This window comes from Acinetobacter sp. RF14B (assembly GCF_006864105.1).
GTDB classification, from domain to species: Bacteria; Pseudomonadota; Gammaproteobacteria; order Pseudomonadales; family Moraxellaceae; genus Acinetobacter; species Acinetobacter lwoffii_C.
Genome location: NZ_SMTB01000023.1, coordinates 15,432 through 31,110, shown reverse-complemented (window position 1 = coordinate 31,110; position 15,679 = coordinate 15,432). Strand labels below are relative to the sequence as shown.

Below are 15,679 nucleotides of genomic sequence, written 5' to 3'. Positions count from 1 at the left end.
GCTCCACTTGTTTGCATCTGAAGCAGTTGGGGTTGGAAAGTTCATTACAGCTCCCGCAAGACCGTTGCGAGGATGAGGACTGACTTTCCCCCGCTTGTTCCAGTCCGACGCTTTCGGTGTTGGCCACATATTGACTACTGTTTCTAGTCCTGGTGACTTGCGCAGAAAATCGCTTGGTGAAGTCCTCGATCGAGAATCTGTGGCTTTGGGTGTGGGCAACAATCCAGATTCGGTCACGCTGATGGGGCGCTCCAAAGTTAGATGCTGAAAAACGTGTCCATTGCGCGTCATACCCCATTTCGGCAAGGTCACTGATGACTCGGGTAAGTCCTCTGGAAACAAGCATTGGTGAGTTTTCCACGAACACGTATTGAGGTCGTACTTCATCGATAATTCGTGCCATTTCTGACCAAAGACCGGAACGTTCTCCATTGATCCCTGCACCTTTACCTGCGGAACTGATGTCCTGGCATGGAAATCCGCCAGATATAACGTCAATAATTCCTTTCCATGGTTTTCCGTCAAAAGTTGTAATGTCAGACCAAATTGGGAAAGCTTTGAGAATTCCATCGTTTTGTCGTTGCGCCAAAACTTGTGCTGCGTAGGCATCACGTTCAACTGCGCAGACTGTGTTCCACCCCAAGAGATGCGATCCGAGTATTCCACCACCAGCGCCTGCGAAAAGAGCCAACTCATTTAAACCACCTTTATTTTTTGTTTGTTCAAGCCAATCGATTGTTAGGTTGTCGTGCAGATCCTTCACACCCCACCCCCTGCGCTTTCCTCTACTCGTACCGATGCAAAGCGACAAATATCCAAACGATCCATCACCCGAACTACGCCTTTTTTGCCATGACGGTTTTTAGCGATAATGATTTCTGTAATACCACTTGGCATTTCATCATCACTGTTCACGATTGGATGGGCCAATAAAATCTGATCCGCGTCTTGCTCAATCTGGCCAGACTCTTTCAAATCAGATGCCTTTGGACGTTTGCCCTTTTCAGATTCACGGTTGAGCTGTGCCAGTGCGATAACTGGACAATCAAATTCCTTTGCCATCGCCTTCAAATCACGACTAATTGAACTGACCTCCTGGTAGCGGTCCTTCTTGGTCGGATCGCGTACCAGTTGTAGGTAATCAATGATGATGCAGCCTAATTTTTTGTAATTACGCTTGGCCTTACGTGCATAAGAGTGAATCTCTGCAATGGTCGGCTTTTGCTTGTCTTCGATGTGAATCGGTAGCTTGCTAAAACGATCCTGAGCGCCCGCAAACTCCTTGATCATTCCGTCGTATAGGTCAGCATTGTGGATGTTGTCGTATGGAATCTGAGTCAGTGCTGAGATACAGCGATTGGTAAATGTCTCCACATCCATCTCAGCAGATACCACCAGTACCGCTTCCTTGAACTGCATAGCGGTCTGAATCGCCACCATTTGCGCCAGAGTGGACTTTCCTGATCCTGGTCTACCACCAATCACACAAAAGTGTCCGCGCTGAATGGTGCCCACTACGTTGTCCAGATGAGGTAGGTTGAATTTAACGCCTGTGTACTGCTTGTTAGCCTTGGCCTCTGCTTTCTGGATTAACTGATCACCAGCGCGTTTTAATGCTTCAGCAAACGTGAAACTAGACTTCTCCAATTTCTCATTAGTGGTCGCCTTGTTCAGGATATTTTCAGCAGCGTTATGCACGTCAGGCACGGTTAAGTCTCTTGCCACTTCCTGAATGCTTCGGCCCATCTTTTCAACTTCACGATGTGCTTTCAGCTTGTTGAGTTCAGCAACATAAGATTCAAGGTTATAGAAACTCGATGGTGCATCTGCCATCAATGTCATCAGGTATTCAGCAGGGCTTACACCAACCAGTGAATTTTTCTCATTCAGTTTCTGTTCAACGAATACCACATCGTATGGCTTGTTTTCGTTGGCAAGGTCGGTAATGGCCTTGTAGATCTCTTGATGACGGTTTGCGTAGAAGCAGTTTTCATCCAGATCATTCATCACGGTTTCAAGTGAGTTTTGAACTGTCATCAGTGCAGCAAGTACACATTGCTCGATTGAGTTGCTGTGAAGTTCAATCATTACCAGTCCCCCATGTCAGCTTGAAGGTTTTGAGGGTTTGGTGCTGGTTGACTAAATACTGGTGCTTGAGTTGTCCAGTAATCATTCTCCCAATTCTTTTGGTTTAACCATGCAGTTGGTGCTGGAATAAATTCACCATCCTGTTTAATCCAAGATTGATCTTGTTTTTGAGCGTTCAGGATTTTGATCAATGTTTCAGTAGTCACAACTGATTTGTATTTCTCAAAAGTTTTAAATGTTCCCGACTTGTCTGATTTACGCTTACAACGAGGATATGATTCCCAGAATTTTTCAAAGTCTTCTGAGTACACCCCTTGTTTTGGGTTAGTTGTTTTAATAGTTGTTTTTGTGTGTGGAATTTTTCCACTAGTAACTGGTGGATTTTTTCCACTAGTACGGTGTAAATTTTCCACTAGTGGAGATTCTACTAGTGTAGAAAATACACCATCATTTAGAGCATAAGATTTCGCTGCTTTGGCATTCTTTTGCGCATACTCTTTCACGAAACCAAACTCAATAAGCTCGTTAGTTGCCTTGATTACAGTCTTCCTTGATAGACCGGTAATTTCCTCAAATTGAGTTAATGAGATAGCGTCCTTATTTTTCTGCCAACCACGAGTTTTTCGAACAATAACGATGTACAGCATGTTTGCTGTAGGACTTAACTTTTTCATTGCTTCATCAACAAAAGCATTGGGCAACTGGAAACTATTAGGGATGAAATTACTCATATCTTCGCCCCAATAATGAAGTTGGATAACTCAATTTTGGCAATAGCCAAACGATGTGCGCTTTCAAGTGTTTCATTGAGAGTGAATGCCACTACAGCCTTTTGAAAATTATCGATCCGGCGCTGTAATTCGGTTTCAAGTAGTGCTGCTCTGTTCATACCACCCCCTCACCAACTAACTTTTCAATGACCCACGCCTCACCTTTTGTAGTGAACATTGGTTGTGAAAAGCCGAGTTCTGTCTGTTTCAGCTCACCTAAGCCTTTGTCGATAAACCATTGCTGGAACACACGTGCACGCTTAACGCCACGACTGTAGACATTGAGTTGGTCAAGATGCTTATTCATTGCCATAGCTGACATACCAAGCTTTTGAGCGACTTGGGTAGCATTTAGCAGTGTTGAGCGTTCGACTACTGTGTCGAAGTATTGGACTTTCGGTGCTGCAAGTTCTAATTGGCGCGCTTGATCGGCTGCTAGTTGAAGTGCTTCAGCAAAAGTTTGGGGGAGTTGTGCAGCGTTTTGGTTTTCTAGTTCATACCAGCGTTTTACTAATGCTGCTGTAAACTCTGGGCAAAGTTGAGCGACTACAGTAATTGAGTCTAATTTGCCTTGTTCGCCAGTGAGGATATAAACGCTTGTGTATCTGTTTGGGCTAAGTGATTGAATATTTTCAACTTTACGCATTGGAGGGAGTTGAATTACTCCGCGTTTAGCTAAACGCTCAATTGAAATGCGCACGTGATGATGTTCAGAGCCAACAAGTTCTGAAATATCAAGGCTTGTTATACTATTTCGATTATGATTAAATTGTGTCATCATATTCATGTTTACTTTCCTGTTAGTTAGTGAACAACCGGAAAAGCCTGATCTAGTACATCAGGCTTTTTCTTTATGTGTTGAATTGATATATTTGCCTGCAGCCTTCTTTAGAGCCTCATCTGTGGCAGCTGCAAATTCCTGAATCTTCTTTAGATATTCATGAGCCTCCTCATACTCCTTTGGCGTAACAATGCTGTCCTCTAGGACGTCATACACAGTTTTGGTTGCCTGCCCTGTAGCGATATTTGTTTGAAGCATTGCTTCAACAATTGATAATTCGCGATGACTCGCACCTGAAGAGCTTACCGGAACCAAAACAAACCCTAATTCATGCGCCCATACTTTGATTAGTTCAGGACTGCGAGTGAAAGACTGGATTGCTTCGATCTTTTTCAAGCTTGGAATATGGTTTTCCATGTTTGGATTTGCGTAATTGCAAATCGTGTTATGTGAATCACCAGTGACTTCTGCAATTTGCTTAGGCGAAATGCCTTTGGTCTGCTTGATCATCTTAAAGATTGCCGCTTGAGCTTCTTTACTTAATTCCATTTGTGAATCCTTTGTTAAATCTCACGTATTCGTAACGCTTTGAATTGTTGATAATTGGTTTAAGCAGCAACGGTGTGGTGTTTGGGGTTAGCTTTATCCATGAGCCAGTCCCTTGTGATAAGACCATTGCTGTTGCTAGCCAGTGTTTGTGCGTAACTTGTTTCGCCTGTGTAGTCGGTTCTAGGGAGTGATCCTCTCTCTTCCATTTTCCGAACTGCCACATAGGAAATGCCTAGTAGGCTTGCGGCTTTTGTTCGCCCACCTACAGCACTAATTGCTTTTTGCATGGGATTCATAATTTAAACCTAAGTTAAACCATATAGACTTGGTTAATTAAACCACCAGTTACATTTTAATGCAACCTATGGTTGATTCCTTTCGGCCGATTTTTACTTGATAATTTAACCAAAGGTTAAAGTGTGTAGATATGGAAACTATTGTTGATCGTTTACAAAAGGCGTTAAGTGCCAAAAAACTTTCATGGTCGAAAGCTTCAACTATGATTGGTCTTAGCCCTCAAGCACCATCGAAGTGGAAGAAGGGTCAGATAAGCAAAGATACTTTGGAGAAGCTAGCTGGGATTCTTGAGGTTGATATTGGGTGGCTTATGACTGGTGGAGAACCTATATCGGCTCAGGTAGAAAAGGCCAAGCCTGTCATTACCCAGGAGTATGGAAATGTAAAGCCAACAGGGAAGATATTAAGGGAGATTCCGGTGCTCGATTTTGTTCAAGCGGGCCTATGGAGAGAGGTGGCTTATGATGGGCTTCACCCCAAAGGCAAAACATATACAAGTTATGAGGGTGTGGACCCTAGGGCGGTATTCTCACTAACTATTGATGGGATGAGCATGGCTCCAGAGTTTTTACCTGGCGATGAGATTGTGGTGGATGCAGCGAAAGCTCCTGTTCCGGGGTCCCTGGTGGTGGCTCAAGAGATTCAGCACGGCTCAGCCTTGACAACATTTAAAAAATATCGCGTTATTGGAATTAATGAGCATGGTGTGGATGTTATTGAGTTGGTACCACTAAACCCTGACTTCCCTACTTACAATTCCACGCAAATTGAAATCTCTATTATTGGGGTTGTTGTGCAGCACCATAGAGAGTTTAAGTATTAAACCTATTTACCCTTAGCAATCACTAGGGATAGCCCGCTTTCGAGCGGGTTTTGTTTTGTCTATCAAATAATATTTAAACCTAATTTTAACTAAATTTCACCTTTGGTTTAATTTTCTCTTGCTTTATGCTTATACCTTTGGTTTAATAATTTCATCGAAACAACAAAAAAGCCCCAGCGTAGATGGCAACTACCTGGAGCGTGACCCACCCCTACAGTGAGTAAATGAATTATGAATCTAAAACCAATATTAATCAATACAGCTTTGGCCATCGGGCTAACAGGCTGCTTTGCTCAAGCTGAGTCTTTAGACCAGCCGCAAATCGAAATCGTTGCCCCGTCTTATGTTGTTGAAAAATCAACTTGCTTTGAATACTGCACCGCAAAAGTAAAGGCTGGCGAATACGACATATTTGTGGATTACCGCTTGGATAATGGCTCAGTTGAGTTTCTAGACATTCTCAATGTCACTCACTTTGACCAAGTTGTGAATGCATACGTTGATCGTTATGAGATTGAAAAGATTAATGCTGCGATTGCTGGGGGTGTGAAGTGAGTACTAAAAAATATCAAGTGCGCATTCGCAAGGAGGTTAGCGAAGGTGAAGCCTATCACGCCGCTTTAGCTACTTTGGGAGATGGCTTTACCATGAGTGAGATTGCATCAATGATCTCGAATGGCGATACCTCTCTACCGGAGTTAATCAAGAAAACCTCTGATGCTCTGCCTGATTGGGAAATTATCTCTGTGATTCTGGTTGATACAGATAACTCTGATCAGCTTGGTGAAGACTTTGAATGGAATGAGGGGGAAGCATGAACACTTACGCTCAATTCTGTGGATGTGGTGCTGCAATGCGTCCTATCCACCACATCGGAAACCAGTCTTTATTCCTGTGCCGCGATGGGCATAGCACTCGAGTAACAAGCTGCAAGGTGAATGAAGATTTTACACGTGATTTGTACTTCTCAGACCTGCCGAGCTTCAAAGTGGATCTGGATGTTTCGATTGAAGATAACGTGCTGACCTTTGGTCTGTATCGTCAAATCGGTGAAAACCTATGGGCAACGGCTGATTGTTCAATGCCTGTATTACCTCACACGATGACGCAAATGCGTAGTCAGAATGGTGATATGCGATATGCCGAGCCAGTTGATATTGATTCTTGGCTTGTGGTGAAAGATACACCTGTGACCTTACTAGATGTTTGGAACTTTGAAGCTGAAGAAGGTCAGACATTTGCGCTGACGGATGAGCAGATTAAAGAATTACAGCGTCTTGTGAATGAGTACGCGGAACAACTATTTGAAGAGGTGGTTTGAGATGAATGCACCAGTAAAAACAGAAAATCAGGTTGCTGAGCATGATCCTAAGTCGATCAAAGCTTATGTATCAGACGCAAAAATCCGCCAAAAATTTGAAGAAGTGCTTGGTAAGAAAACTCAAGGCTTCCTTGCGTCAGTTATGCAGGTAGCGAATCAGCCACAGCTTAAAGGCGCAGTACCTGCAACGGTAATCAATGCGGCAATGATGGCAGCAACGCTTGATCTACCAATCAATAACAATCTTGGCTTTGCTTACATTGTTCCATACAAGCGCAAGTTCAAAGATGCTCAAGGCAAGTGGTCTGAGTCTTTAGAAGCTCAATTCCAGATGGGATACAAAGGCTTTATTCAGTTGGCACAGCGTTCAGGTCAGTTTGCACGTATTGCAGCAACACCAGTATTTGAAGGTCAATTGATTTCAGCAAATCCCCTGCTTGGCTATGAGTTCGACTGGACAGTTCCAAATCAGGGTGAAGCAATTGGTTATGTGGCTTTCTTTAAGTTGCTGAATGGCTTTACTGCTGAGCTTTACATGAGCACTGCTGATGTGAAAAAGCATGCGGGCAAATACAGCCAGTCATTCAAATATGGTTCTGGTGTCTGGAAAGATAATTTTGAATCCATGGCTCTTAAGACTGTGACTAAGCTCTTGCTATCAAAACAGGCACCACTTTCAATTGAGATGCAGACAGCACAACTTGCGGATCAGGCAATTGTTCGTGATGTGGAAACCAATGATTTTGATTACATCGACCATAACGAAAGTGTTGGTGCTATCGAAACCAAAATGACTGTTCCAGATGCTGAGTTTCCGGTGCTTCTTGAGCAAGTTAAAGCAGGCGCATTCGAGAAAGACTATGTGCTGAGTGAATACGCGCTGACAGATGTACAACGTCAAGCTGTGGAGGTGCTGCCATGAAGTTATTTCGCTGCTCTTCCTTGAGCAATCTGATTGGTACGCCAAAGCTGAAAAGCGAAGTGCTTACAAGTGATGCCAAAAACTCTATTCGCAAGATTGTGAAAGAAGACCTTTATGGATTCCGCTCATTCACTGGCAATCAGTACACGGCTAAAGGGAATTTGCTTGAGGATTTGGCAATTGAAATGTCTGGAAAGATGCGATTTCGCAAGCTCACAAAACATGTTGGCCGGGTCAGCAATGACCTGATCACCGGTGAGTGTGATGTGCTGGATCTGGAACGCAAACTGATCATTGATACTAAGTGCACCTGGGATATTAGCACCCATCCTTTCTTTGTTGATGAAGCCATGGAGAAGGTTAAAAAAGCAGGCTATGACGTTCAGATGCAGGCGTACATGTGGCTGTATGAATGCCAAGTTGCTGAGGTGGATTTCTGGCTATTCCCCACCCCTATTGAGCTTACAAAGGACTGGGATGATCGGGAGCAACTGATCGATATGGTTGAAGCTATCGACATTCGTGAACGTCTGACCACTGTGACTATTGAGCGTGATGAGGCAATCATCCAGAAGATCAAAGACAAGATTCCGCACTGTCAGAAGTATTACGCAAAGCTTATGGCTGAACGTAGCAAGGGAGTGAAAGCAGCATGAGACTACCCAACAGTATATCAGCCGCATTCCTAGAATGGCTGGAGCGCGGTGGCCATAAAATTACACTCAAAAAGAACCTGATGGTTATTACTAAAGAGTGTAACGGGTCAACAAAGCGTGGCGTAATCCCTTTTGAGCGCCACGAGGTAAAGGAATTTTATGATCTGGATGATTATTTGTCCGGGCGTTATGAAGTGTTTTTAAAGCAGTATTTCAACAATGGGAAAAGCTTTGTTGATGACTTGAAATGGGCCATGGCTGGCAAATTTCGCAGAGCTGTGATGATGAATAATCTGGCGAAGGTGGCGTGATGGATATTCAGAAAGAAAGAGAAGCGTTTGAAAATTGGTGGGAATCATTCCATAACGGTCGTCAAATATCTTGCGATTACGTGGAAAAAGATAATTCTTATGCTGTTGGTTATGCGAATGCTCAATGGGTAGCATGGCAAGCCAAAGCCCAAGCGGTGCCGGAAGGTCGAGCTGACTCTGAAATTATTGATCAGACCATTCAGTTGGTTGATTTACTGGCTAGTGCAAACCGCTTCCAGCGCGATAAATCAAAACCATTCCCTTTTGAGTCTAAAAACCCTAGAAATATGGAATGGTGGCGTTTAGCTTGTCAGATCCAAGAGCTAATTACAGATACTGATCCAAATAATTGCGACTTTGAAGAATATAAAGCCATGATCGAAGCACAGGAGCCAGCCAATGACTAACTCAATGAATAAAGAAAATTGGTTCAATGTTTTGGCTTCTTTATTTGATATGCATGTCGGCCATGACAATGTGGATGAAGAGGCGTGGATGCCAGATTTCGAAAGTGGTAAATCCCCTCATGATGCTTTTTATGATGAGTATCCAGAGTATGAAGGGTTGGAGGATTAAGTAATGACTGAAATTCAGCAAAAGATTGTCGACGAAGAATTAGAGATCGATAAGCAAGTAAACCTGATGGATCAATTCATTGCTGATGGTGAGTTTGATAAGGCCTTGAATGAGTTTTTTGGGTTGCCGGAGTCACCAGAAGAAAGTTGTAAGGGGCTGCCATGAAAGCGAATGAGTTTGTGAAAAAGTTTGGATGGTTTGCTACCACTAGGCTTGTGAACGGAATTGATACAACCAATGACCCGCATTTCTCAATTCTTCTTAATGACCTAAAACGCCTTGTTGAAAGTCATGAGTTGGTTGAAAGATTAGGCGGCCTTAAAAAGGCTAAAGAATATGTGCCAGACAACTACAAGTCTGAGCAACTAAAACAAGCCATCGCAGATGTGGAAAGTTGTATGGAGGTGAAAAGTGAGAATTAAGCTAAATGAAATGTCGCAGCAAGACAAAGATATGCGTCTAGATCGCTTCCTTGCTGCATCAGATCAACAATTGTTTCCGCAGGAAGATGTGGCAATTTATCTCTCCTGCTCCATCCATACCTTGCAGCGCTTGCGCTGTGTAGGTGGTGGAATCCCCTATACCAAGGTGGGCCGACGTGTTACCTACAAAAAAGCGGATGTTCTGGCCTACCAAGAGCGACAGACAGTTATGAATACAGCTCAACTTGCCTCTTAATCAAAGCAGTTGAGCCTACCCTGATATACGGCTTCAATGTCATTCATTGCAAGCCGTAGTTTTTTGAGTGATACCTGCACATAACCACCAGTCACATCATTTTTGGCACCGGACCTGTGGTTGAGTAATCTCTTAATTGTGTATGGGCCATAATCCAGATTATTACAGATCGTCGCAAAGGTTCGACGTAAATCGTGCAGTGAAATATGAATGCCGGTCTGTTCACCAATGGTTTTTAATAAACCCTGAGCACCTGCAATATGCTTTGCATTTGAAGTCATGTTGGAACCCGGGAAAACATACTCGTTTCTTCGCAGCTCGTAACGCTGTTTGATAATTTCAAATAAGTGATCACCCATTGGCAACAAGTGGTCATCACCATTCTTCGGATCTTTAAATACAAACAAACCCTTTTCGATGTCTACGTTTTCCCATCTCAATGTTTGGGCCTCATTTCTACGGCACCCGGTATACATGATGAATAGCACCAGATCGCGGGTAGCATTCTTAGAGGCATCTTCATATAAAGAACGCTCAGTGAAATAATTCAGCACCGCATTGTAAAAAGTGTAAATATTACTTTCATCCAGGTGACGAGTACGCGCTTTCGTCTTGTTCCATCCGCGCTTTGCAGGTATCACATCAACTGGGTTGTGCTTGAGGATTGGATTTTCATCCGTAGAGCAATGCACCTGGGCAAATCGCCAGATAGATCCGAACATTTTTAAAGTAAGGTTGGCTTGAGTAGGACTATATTCAGTTAGCTTAATGAACCGGTCGAATACATCCTTTTTATTGATTTCAAATATAGGTCGCTCTTTCCAGTCGGAAAGGAAAGTATCAATACAGTGATTATAAGTAGTGATTGAAAGTGGTTTTAATTTTCGCTGATTTAAGTAAAGGTCAAATGCCTGACTTAAGGTCATTTCATTATTTAGAGCATCCTTTTTCTTCTCAAAAACACCATTGGCAATGTCAGCCAAAATAGACTGAGCCTTTTTTCTAGCTTCTGCAGGTGTAATCTCATTAGTCTTACCTAGCGTCACACGGAATAACTTTCCAGCATGCCGGCGCTCGACAATATAGGATTTACTTCTAGTGGTGGCTCGGACTGCAAAACCAATCAGGTCTGAGTCACGATAGATGGCTTGCCCTTTTCCAGTCAATCCAATAGCATCAACATTAGTCTTGTTGAGTTTCATTTCAAGCTTAATCTACAAATTCGACACTTGCATTTTAAGCCTGAAATTACTCAACAGTCTACATATAGTCTACACTTAAAAATATAATGTAGATTATTACCCATAAAAAATTATATAAAATAAAGGCTTATGAGGATTTAAATTTTCATACCACTAGAAACGCCAGTTATAGAACAAGTCAATGGCCCGTTCGAGAGACTGACTCGCTTCCAGATATAAACGCTGGTTTACCTGATAACGTAAAGTCAATTTGTTGACTGGTGTAAATACCCCGACCCCATAACGGATATAAAGATCTGGCGTAATATAACCTGTTAGCGATACTTGCGTATCATCACCTGTACCCTCCGCATCCAGTGCCAGACCGCTTAGACCAAAACTCCGGCCAATCTGGTTGGTTAATGCACGGGTACCACCTAAGCCCAAGCTGATCCCTGCCGCAGCAATAGTATTGTTAACATCAGACCTAAAGCCTTCCGCCTGGCTTAGACTGGAGGCACCTTCATTAATCCGCCCGGTAATCAAGGCATTGAGAGCTTCCTGTTCAGACAGGCCCGCATCGTTATAAATCTGGATATTTGGACTCGATGCCGTACCGGTTACACGCACCCCCACGGTGCTGCCCTGTACAGTTTTATTGGCATCAATATCCAGAGTCGGATCTGTCAACTCACCATTAAAACGGGCAATAGCACGGGTCAGGTCCAGACTTTGACCATAAGCCTCAATCTTCACCCGTTGTGATACCCCAATTGCACCATTGGCCCGCATTGCTGTTTCCAGACCACGCTGAGATAAATTAACCCGACCTGCCAGTGGAATCCGGCTATTAAAGCCTTGGAAAATGACCCGATCACCTAAAGACACTGCAACATCTGCTCGAATATCCCATGGACGTGCCGCATTTAAAATGGCCAATTGATCATCTCCCTCATGCACAACGCGCACATCAGAAGACAGCCCCACCACCGGCTCAGAGGCTTCTGGCATGGAAATTAGCGCACGTAGCACCTCTACTTTCCCACGCAGGCTGAGCTTTTTATTTAATGGATACATGTCCAAGGACAAATCAGGAGTAACCACTGCAGCAATCAGCGGTGCCTGACGGATCAGCAGATTTTCCCCTTGCAGCTTTAACTGAACACGCGGATCGCCTTTCCAATCAACCGAACCCGTCAGTGTCCCTGCTCCACGACCACTATTAAATGCACCATTAATAGTGGCGCTATTCTGGCGAATGGATGAATAAAGCTGGACATTGGTCAGATTCACCGGCAAGGAAATCATACTGATGGCAGCATCTTTCACCCGGACTTCGCCTTCAAGTAATGGATCTCTTAGTGTGCCGCCCACCTTACCGGCATAGGATAAAATCCCTTCCAGATTTCGGATATCCTGAACAAATGGCTTAAACACTTTGAGCTGCACCTGATTAAAGGCAATCTCACCACGCATTGGCTTACTGTCCTGATACGGATCAATAATGACATTGGCATAACCCGTACCAATATCCGGCGTTTTCACATCTAGACGAATCTGTAAACCCTCGGCAACACTCTTGGCGATCAGCCCCACTTCATCATACTGAAGGGTCGAACCCAGATATTCCGGATCTTCAGAAGACAGTCCGACCACACCACTGCGGGTGACCAGACGGGCATCAATTTTTGGCTTGGCATTTTTAGCCCATGAAGCTTTGGCATAACCGTTAATTTTACCGGTCAGAGCCAAGCCTTCAGGCAAGAAGGCACTAAAGTCATTCAGGTCGAGGTTTTTGGTCACAAAAGAGACATTGCCTCGCGCTGGATTCACCCGAACAGGCTGATCAAAGCACAACTGGCTTTGCTGACTCATCCAGCAATGGGCACCAATGAAAAGATCAGATTGAGCAGTATTATAAATCACCGCTACATTTTGACGTTGCACCAGATGAGTTCTTAAGGAGTCAAAGTCACCATTTTGAATCTGGCCCAACCAGTTATTTTGCGCATTAAAACCACCCGCCAGCTGGATAAAGAATTTTGACAGGCGGTTTTCTGCCCGAACCTTTAAAATATGTGCAGAACGGGTACCCGCCAGAGAAACCTCTCCATGAGCAATTTCCCGTGATCCGCTACGTAAGCGCTCCATGGTTGCAGTTAATAAAGTCGGTGTGTTTTGTGAAGTCGGTAGCTGACCGCGCACCCGAACCTGCTGCACACTGAACAGTCGCTTAAAGGCTAAATTATCAATCGCAAGATTGGTTGAGGCCTGCAAACGCGGCTGGGACTGCATATTAATATAACCTTGTACCCGGCCTTTCAAGCCTGGGTATAACTCATACAAGGCGGGTGCATTCACTTTTAACTGCAAGTTCTGCGCATTGCCGGTCGCTTGAATCTGGTTGCTGGCATAAGACAGAAACAGGTTATTGGCTTCAAACTGCTCCGGTACAAAGCCACGCTGATTTGAATTAATAATGACCGCCAGATTACCTGTGCCCCGAACCGGTTTATCGTTTAATATCCCAGCCAGGTTCAAACGCTGAATCTGGATACGTTTCAGCTGATCTGACCACAGCCCACGGGTCTGGATGTTGCCTGAAATCTCGCCTTTCAGCTTGGCATTAAAATATTGTGGCTTAAAACGTATGAGTGAGGCGTTAATATCCCAGCCAATTCCTTTAGCCAGATGAACGCGACCATTGGCATTGATTTTCCCGGCGATCCCATCATGTCGTAGCTCTGCGATACGCAACATATCCGGCGTTCCAGACAGGCGTACTTTAAGCATCCCTTTGCTGGCTTTTAACTGGCTACTGCTTAATGAACCATTATAATTCATCGCATAGCCTTTAAATCCGCCGCCGGCTTTTTCATTATGGAATAACAGGGCAATTCCACTGGTTCCTTTTAAATGTACGGTTTCATTTTGATCAGCCAGTCTGCCGCTTAAGTCCACACCCGTTACTTTAATAATCTGCTGATTTGGTTGCGCATAGCCATTCGCCTTGATTTGACCACTTAAACGGTCAATGGGTGAAGCCGCAGCAATCGTTTGTGTATTCAGCCCCTTGGCATTTAATACGGCGCTCCATTTCAGCTGACGTTTTTCGTCCGGCAACTCAATGACCGCATTACCGCTTAAGCTGCCGGCCTGTGCATCAGCACCATAATTAAAGTCTGGCACTCGCAGAATATTATCTTTCAGATCAAGCTGCGCCCGATACATTCCTGGCGGTAGCACGCCGTCGTCATGTCTGCTCACCTTGGTCGCCACATGGATGTTTTGCTGACCTTCTCGTAGTGCCAGTTTGACATCCCCTGAGTCACTGCTCAGCCAGCCAATATAAGGGACAGCACGATCAATATTATTCCAGGCAACATCCAGTAGCATCGGTTCCGGTTTGTTAGCTTTTTGTGGAGCTTGATCCAGCTTGATCTTCCAGCTTTCATAGCGGTCAAAATCGACCAGAGCGGTCAGATGCATACCCTTTTCCAGATGACCTGCAGAGGCTATCTTGCCATCCAGACTAGGCGGCAAAAAATCCTGAAGTACTTGTGGAATACGTTCATGCTTGGGATCAATCCCATTCATACGACCGCTTAAATCCCAATCCACCCGGTCTGACCAGCCCACAGTTCCTGCCAAACTGACTGAACCCTTCATGAGCTGTCCATTCAGGTCGCTAATATTAAGCTGATTGACCAGATCGGTATGCATCACCGCATTATATTCACCTTGCGGAATATTTTCTCCGCTCAGGTCAGTGCGCACATTTAAATTCAGGCGTTCAATATTGCCATTAAATTCAGCAATACCATCCTGAGTAAACAGCTTCTGTTCAGGCAGAATTGGCCAGTGATATTCTTTAAACTTCAGCTCACCTTTCATCGGTACATGAGGGCGCATCGGATGCAAGATTACCCATCCGGTCAGCAGATCAGGGGTATTCGTGGCAACGCCGGCCTGAATCGTATCCAGCGTACCTCTTGCCCGTAGATGAATATCATGGACATTCAGGCTTTCTCTTAACGCAGGCAGATTTACAATACCTTGAGCATCAAGTGGGTACTTGCCTTCAAACTGCATTTTTCCGCTCGCTTCGCGTACCGACAGATACCCCATATCCATACGGGAATCTTCAAAATTCAGTTCAGTTCCGGACCATAAGGCATCATTTAATTCAATATTAAATACATCCACCGCAGTGGTCTGGGTTTTAATTAGCAGATGGTCAAGCAGCAGATGATCGACACGCAACTCAAAAGGCAGACGGATTGCATTAAACTTAAAAGGCTCATTACTGGAAGGACCTTTATTAATCACCTGCAAATGCGTCACATCTGCGTTATTGAGATGGATTTCCTTTTTGAGTATCGCACGCCAGCCCAAGGTAACATCAGCCCGGTCAATTTTGACATCTACAGCCTCCAGACTGACCAGGATATTTTTTAAAATGATCCCACGCCATAAATTCCCGCCTTCATATTCATAATGAATAATCTGCTGGCGTTGCATGACCTGTTCCAGCAAAAACTTGCTGCCCTGATTAGTCGAAAACAGAACTGCCAGAACAGAGAGCAAAAAAATGATAGAGAAAAGTACCGACAATAGGATACTTCTCAATATACGGCGCTGCTTTGGCACTCTCTTTGGTTGTTCTTGTTCCGGCTGTGGTTGGTTTTCGACCATAACGTACCCAAATAAATCTTTTTAAAAAAAT

21 protein-coding genes are annotated in these 15,679 nt (G+C 44.1%); 12 read left to right on the top strand and 9 right to left on the bottom strand.

The window, feature by feature from the left end:
• The 7 genes from E2K52_RS05490 to E2K52_RS05465 all read right to left on the bottom strand — a co-directional run.
• On the bottom strand, positions 1-736 hold a 736-nt coding region (locus E2K52_RS05490; RefSeq protein WP_201798509.1), incomplete at its 3' end, for a DNA cytosine methyltransferase.
• A 23-nt stretch (positions 737-759) separates the two neighbouring features.
• Positions 760-2,088 (bottom strand): replicative DNA helicase, encoded by a 1,329-nt coding sequence (locus E2K52_RS05485; protein WP_151204148.1) that lies wholly within the window; start codon positions 2,086-2,088, stop codon positions 760-762.
• Complete coding sequence (locus E2K52_RS05480) at positions 2,088-2,819, bottom strand: replication protein (RefSeq protein WP_151204147.1); 732 nt, start codon at positions 2,817-2,819, stop codon at positions 2,088-2,090. The genes E2K52_RS05485 and E2K52_RS05480 overlap by 1 nt, the downstream gene beginning before the upstream one ends.
• Positions 2,816-2,977 (bottom strand): hypothetical protein, encoded by a 162-nt coding sequence (locus E2K52_RS15055; protein WP_153228191.1) that lies wholly within the window; start codon positions 2,975-2,977, stop codon positions 2,816-2,818. Before E2K52_RS15055 ends, E2K52_RS05480 begins: the two co-directional genes overlap by 4 nt.
• On the bottom strand, positions 2,974-3,645 hold the full coding sequence (locus E2K52_RS05475; protein WP_151204146.1) for a phage antirepressor KilAC domain-containing protein: 672 nt from the start codon (positions 3,643-3,645) through the stop codon (positions 2,974-2,976). Before E2K52_RS05475 ends, E2K52_RS15055 begins: the two co-directional genes overlap by 4 nt.
• 51 nt (positions 3,646-3,696) lie before the next feature.
• Positions 3,697-4,188: a phage regulatory CII family protein gene (locus E2K52_RS05470; protein WP_151204145.1), complete on the bottom strand. Its 492-nt coding sequence runs from the start codon at positions 4,186-4,188 to the stop codon at positions 3,697-3,699.
• Positions 4,189-4,247: 59 nt separating this feature from the next.
• Positions 4,248-4,484: a helix-turn-helix domain-containing protein gene (locus tag E2K52_RS05465; protein WP_151204144.1), complete on the bottom strand. Its 237-nt coding sequence runs from the start codon at positions 4,482-4,484 to the stop codon at positions 4,248-4,250.
• Between the two features lie 131 nt (positions 4,485-4,615).
• Here E2K52_RS05465 and E2K52_RS05460 point away from each other — a divergent pair, with 131 nt between their 5' ends.
• From E2K52_RS05460 to E2K52_RS05415, 12 genes are all read left to right on the top strand, one after another.
• On the top strand, positions 4,616-5,308 hold the full coding sequence (locus E2K52_RS05460; protein WP_151204143.1) for a helix-turn-helix domain-containing protein: 693 nt from the start codon (positions 4,616-4,618) through the stop codon (positions 5,306-5,308).
• A gap of 231 nt (positions 5,309-5,539) precedes the next feature.
• Positions 5,540-5,863 carry a hypothetical protein gene (locus E2K52_RS05455; RefSeq protein WP_151204142.1) on the top strand — a complete coding sequence of 108 codons (324 nt, stop codon included), beginning with the start codon at positions 5,540-5,542 and terminating at the stop codon, positions 5,861-5,863.
• Positions 5,860-6,126, top strand: a complete 267-nt coding sequence (locus tag E2K52_RS05450; protein WP_151204141.1) for a hypothetical protein — start codon at positions 5,860-5,862, stop codon at positions 6,124-6,126. Before E2K52_RS05455 ends, E2K52_RS05450 begins: the two co-directional genes overlap by 4 nt.
• Positions 6,123-6,629, top strand: a complete 507-nt coding sequence (locus tag E2K52_RS05445) for a hypothetical protein (RefSeq protein ID WP_151204140.1) — start codon at positions 6,123-6,125, stop codon at positions 6,627-6,629. Before E2K52_RS05450 ends, E2K52_RS05445 begins: the two co-directional genes overlap by 4 nt.
• Before the next feature lies 1 nt (position 6,630).
• Positions 6,631-7,551: a recombinase RecT gene (locus tag E2K52_RS05440; protein ID WP_151204139.1), complete on the top strand. Its 921-nt coding sequence runs from the start codon at positions 6,631-6,633 to the stop codon at positions 7,549-7,551.
• Complete coding sequence (locus E2K52_RS05435; RefSeq protein WP_151204138.1) at positions 7,548-8,207, top strand: PD-(D/E)XK nuclease-like domain-containing protein; 660 nt, start codon at positions 7,548-7,550, stop codon at positions 8,205-8,207. Before E2K52_RS05440 ends, E2K52_RS05435 begins: the two co-directional genes overlap by 4 nt.
• A complete protein-coding gene (locus E2K52_RS05430; protein WP_151204137.1) occupies positions 8,204-8,518 on the top strand; it encodes a hypothetical protein in 315 nt (104 codons plus the stop codon). The genes E2K52_RS05435 and E2K52_RS05430 overlap by 4 nt, the downstream gene beginning before the upstream one ends.
• Positions 8,518-8,925: a hypothetical protein gene (locus E2K52_RS05425; protein ID WP_151204136.1), complete on the top strand. Its 408-nt coding sequence runs from the start codon at positions 8,518-8,520 to the stop codon at positions 8,923-8,925. The genes E2K52_RS05430 and E2K52_RS05425 overlap by 1 nt, the downstream gene beginning before the upstream one ends.
• Positions 8,918-9,094: a hypothetical protein gene (locus E2K52_RS15050; protein ID WP_153228190.1), complete on the top strand. Its 177-nt coding sequence runs from the start codon at positions 8,918-8,920 to the stop codon at positions 9,092-9,094. The genes E2K52_RS05425 and E2K52_RS15050 overlap by 8 nt, the downstream gene beginning before the upstream one ends.
• 3 nt (positions 9,095-9,097) lie before the next feature.
• On the top strand, positions 9,098-9,259 hold the full coding sequence (locus E2K52_RS15190; protein WP_171478812.1) for a hypothetical protein: 162 nt from the start codon (positions 9,098-9,100) through the stop codon (positions 9,257-9,259).
• Positions 9,256-9,516 (top strand): hypothetical protein, encoded by a 261-nt coding sequence (locus tag E2K52_RS05420; protein ID WP_151204135.1) that lies wholly within the window; start codon positions 9,256-9,258, stop codon positions 9,514-9,516. Before E2K52_RS15190 ends, E2K52_RS05420 begins: the two co-directional genes overlap by 4 nt.
• Positions 9,506-9,772, top strand: coding sequence for a helix-turn-helix domain-containing protein (locus tag E2K52_RS05415; protein WP_227548214.1), 267 nt, complete (start codon positions 9,506-9,508; stop codon positions 9,770-9,772). The genes E2K52_RS05420 and E2K52_RS05415 overlap by 11 nt, the downstream gene beginning before the upstream one ends.
• Here the strand turns inward: E2K52_RS05415 and E2K52_RS05410 are convergent.
• Together E2K52_RS05410 and E2K52_RS05405 are read right to left on the bottom strand one after the other, a co-directional pair.
• Complete coding sequence (locus E2K52_RS05410) at positions 9,769-10,974, bottom strand: tyrosine-type recombinase/integrase (RefSeq protein ID WP_151204134.1); 1,206 nt, start codon at positions 10,972-10,974, stop codon at positions 9,769-9,771. The two genes, E2K52_RS05415 and E2K52_RS05410, sit on opposite strands and share 4 nt — an antisense overlap.
• 153 nt (positions 10,975-11,127) lie before the next feature.
• Positions 11,128-15,648, bottom strand: coding sequence for a translocation/assembly module TamB domain-containing protein (locus tag E2K52_RS05405; RefSeq protein WP_151204133.1), 4,521 nt, complete (start codon positions 15,646-15,648; stop codon positions 11,128-11,130).
• Positions 15,649-15,679 lie beyond the last annotated feature (31 nt).

What these genes read in the sequence shown, in the direction of transcription:
- E2K52_RS05480 (WP_151204147.1), bottom strand. Translation starts at nt 2,819, where the DNA reads ATGAGTAATTTCATCCCTAATAGTTTCCAGTTGCCCAATGCTTTTGTT.
- E2K52_RS05475 (WP_151204146.1), bottom strand. Translation starts at nt 3,645, where the DNA reads ATGAATATGATGACACAATTTAATCATAATCGAAATAGTATAACAAGC.
- E2K52_RS05430 (WP_151204137.1), top strand. Translation starts at nt 8,204, where the DNA reads ATGAGACTACCCAACAGTATATCAGCCGCATTCCTAGAATGGCTGGAG.
- E2K52_RS15055 (WP_153228191.1), bottom strand. Translation starts at nt 2,977, where the DNA reads ATGAACAGAGCAGCACTACTTGAAACCGAATTACAGCGCCGGATCGAT.
- E2K52_RS05445 (WP_151204140.1), top strand. Translation starts at nt 6,123, where the DNA reads ATGAACACTTACGCTCAATTCTGTGGATGTGGTGCTGCAATGCGTCCT.
- E2K52_RS05435 (WP_151204138.1), top strand. Translation starts at nt 7,548, where the DNA reads ATGAAGTTATTTCGCTGCTCTTCCTTGAGCAATCTGATTGGTACGCCA.
- E2K52_RS05460 (WP_151204143.1), top strand. Translation starts at nt 4,616, where the DNA reads ATGGAAACTATTGTTGATCGTTTACAAAAGGCGTTAAGTGCCAAAAAA.
- E2K52_RS05410 (WP_151204134.1), bottom strand. Translation starts at nt 10,974, where the DNA reads ATGAAACTCAACAAGACTAATGTTGATGCTATTGGATTGACTGGAAAA.
- E2K52_RS05440 (WP_151204139.1), top strand. Translation starts at nt 6,631, where the DNA reads ATGAATGCACCAGTAAAAACAGAAAATCAGGTTGCTGAGCATGATCCT.
- E2K52_RS15190 (WP_171478812.1), top strand. Translation starts at nt 9,098, where the DNA reads ATGACTGAAATTCAGCAAAAGATTGTCGACGAAGAATTAGAGATCGAT.
- E2K52_RS05405 (WP_151204133.1), bottom strand. Translation starts at nt 15,648, where the DNA reads ATGGTCGAAAACCAACCACAGCCGGAACAAGAACAACCAAAGAGAGTG.
- E2K52_RS05425 (WP_151204136.1), top strand. Translation starts at nt 8,518, where the DNA reads ATGGATATTCAGAAAGAAAGAGAAGCGTTTGAAAATTGGTGGGAATCA.
- E2K52_RS15050 (WP_153228190.1), top strand. Translation starts at nt 8,918, where the DNA reads ATGACTAACTCAATGAATAAAGAAAATTGGTTCAATGTTTTGGCTTCT.
- E2K52_RS05420 (WP_151204135.1), top strand. Translation starts at nt 9,256, where the DNA reads ATGAAAGCGAATGAGTTTGTGAAAAAGTTTGGATGGTTTGCTACCACT.
- E2K52_RS05470 (WP_151204145.1), bottom strand. Translation starts at nt 4,188, where the DNA reads ATGGAATTAAGTAAAGAAGCTCAAGCGGCAATCTTTAAGATGATCAAG.
- E2K52_RS05455 (WP_151204142.1), top strand. Translation starts at nt 5,540, where the DNA reads ATGAATCTAAAACCAATATTAATCAATACAGCTTTGGCCATCGGGCTA.
- E2K52_RS05485 (WP_151204148.1), bottom strand. Translation starts at nt 2,088, where the DNA reads ATGATTGAACTTCACAGCAACTCAATCGAGCAATGTGTACTTGCTGCA.
- E2K52_RS05465 (WP_151204144.1), bottom strand. Translation starts at nt 4,484, where the DNA reads ATGAATCCCATGCAAAAAGCAATTAGTGCTGTAGGTGGGCGAACAAAA.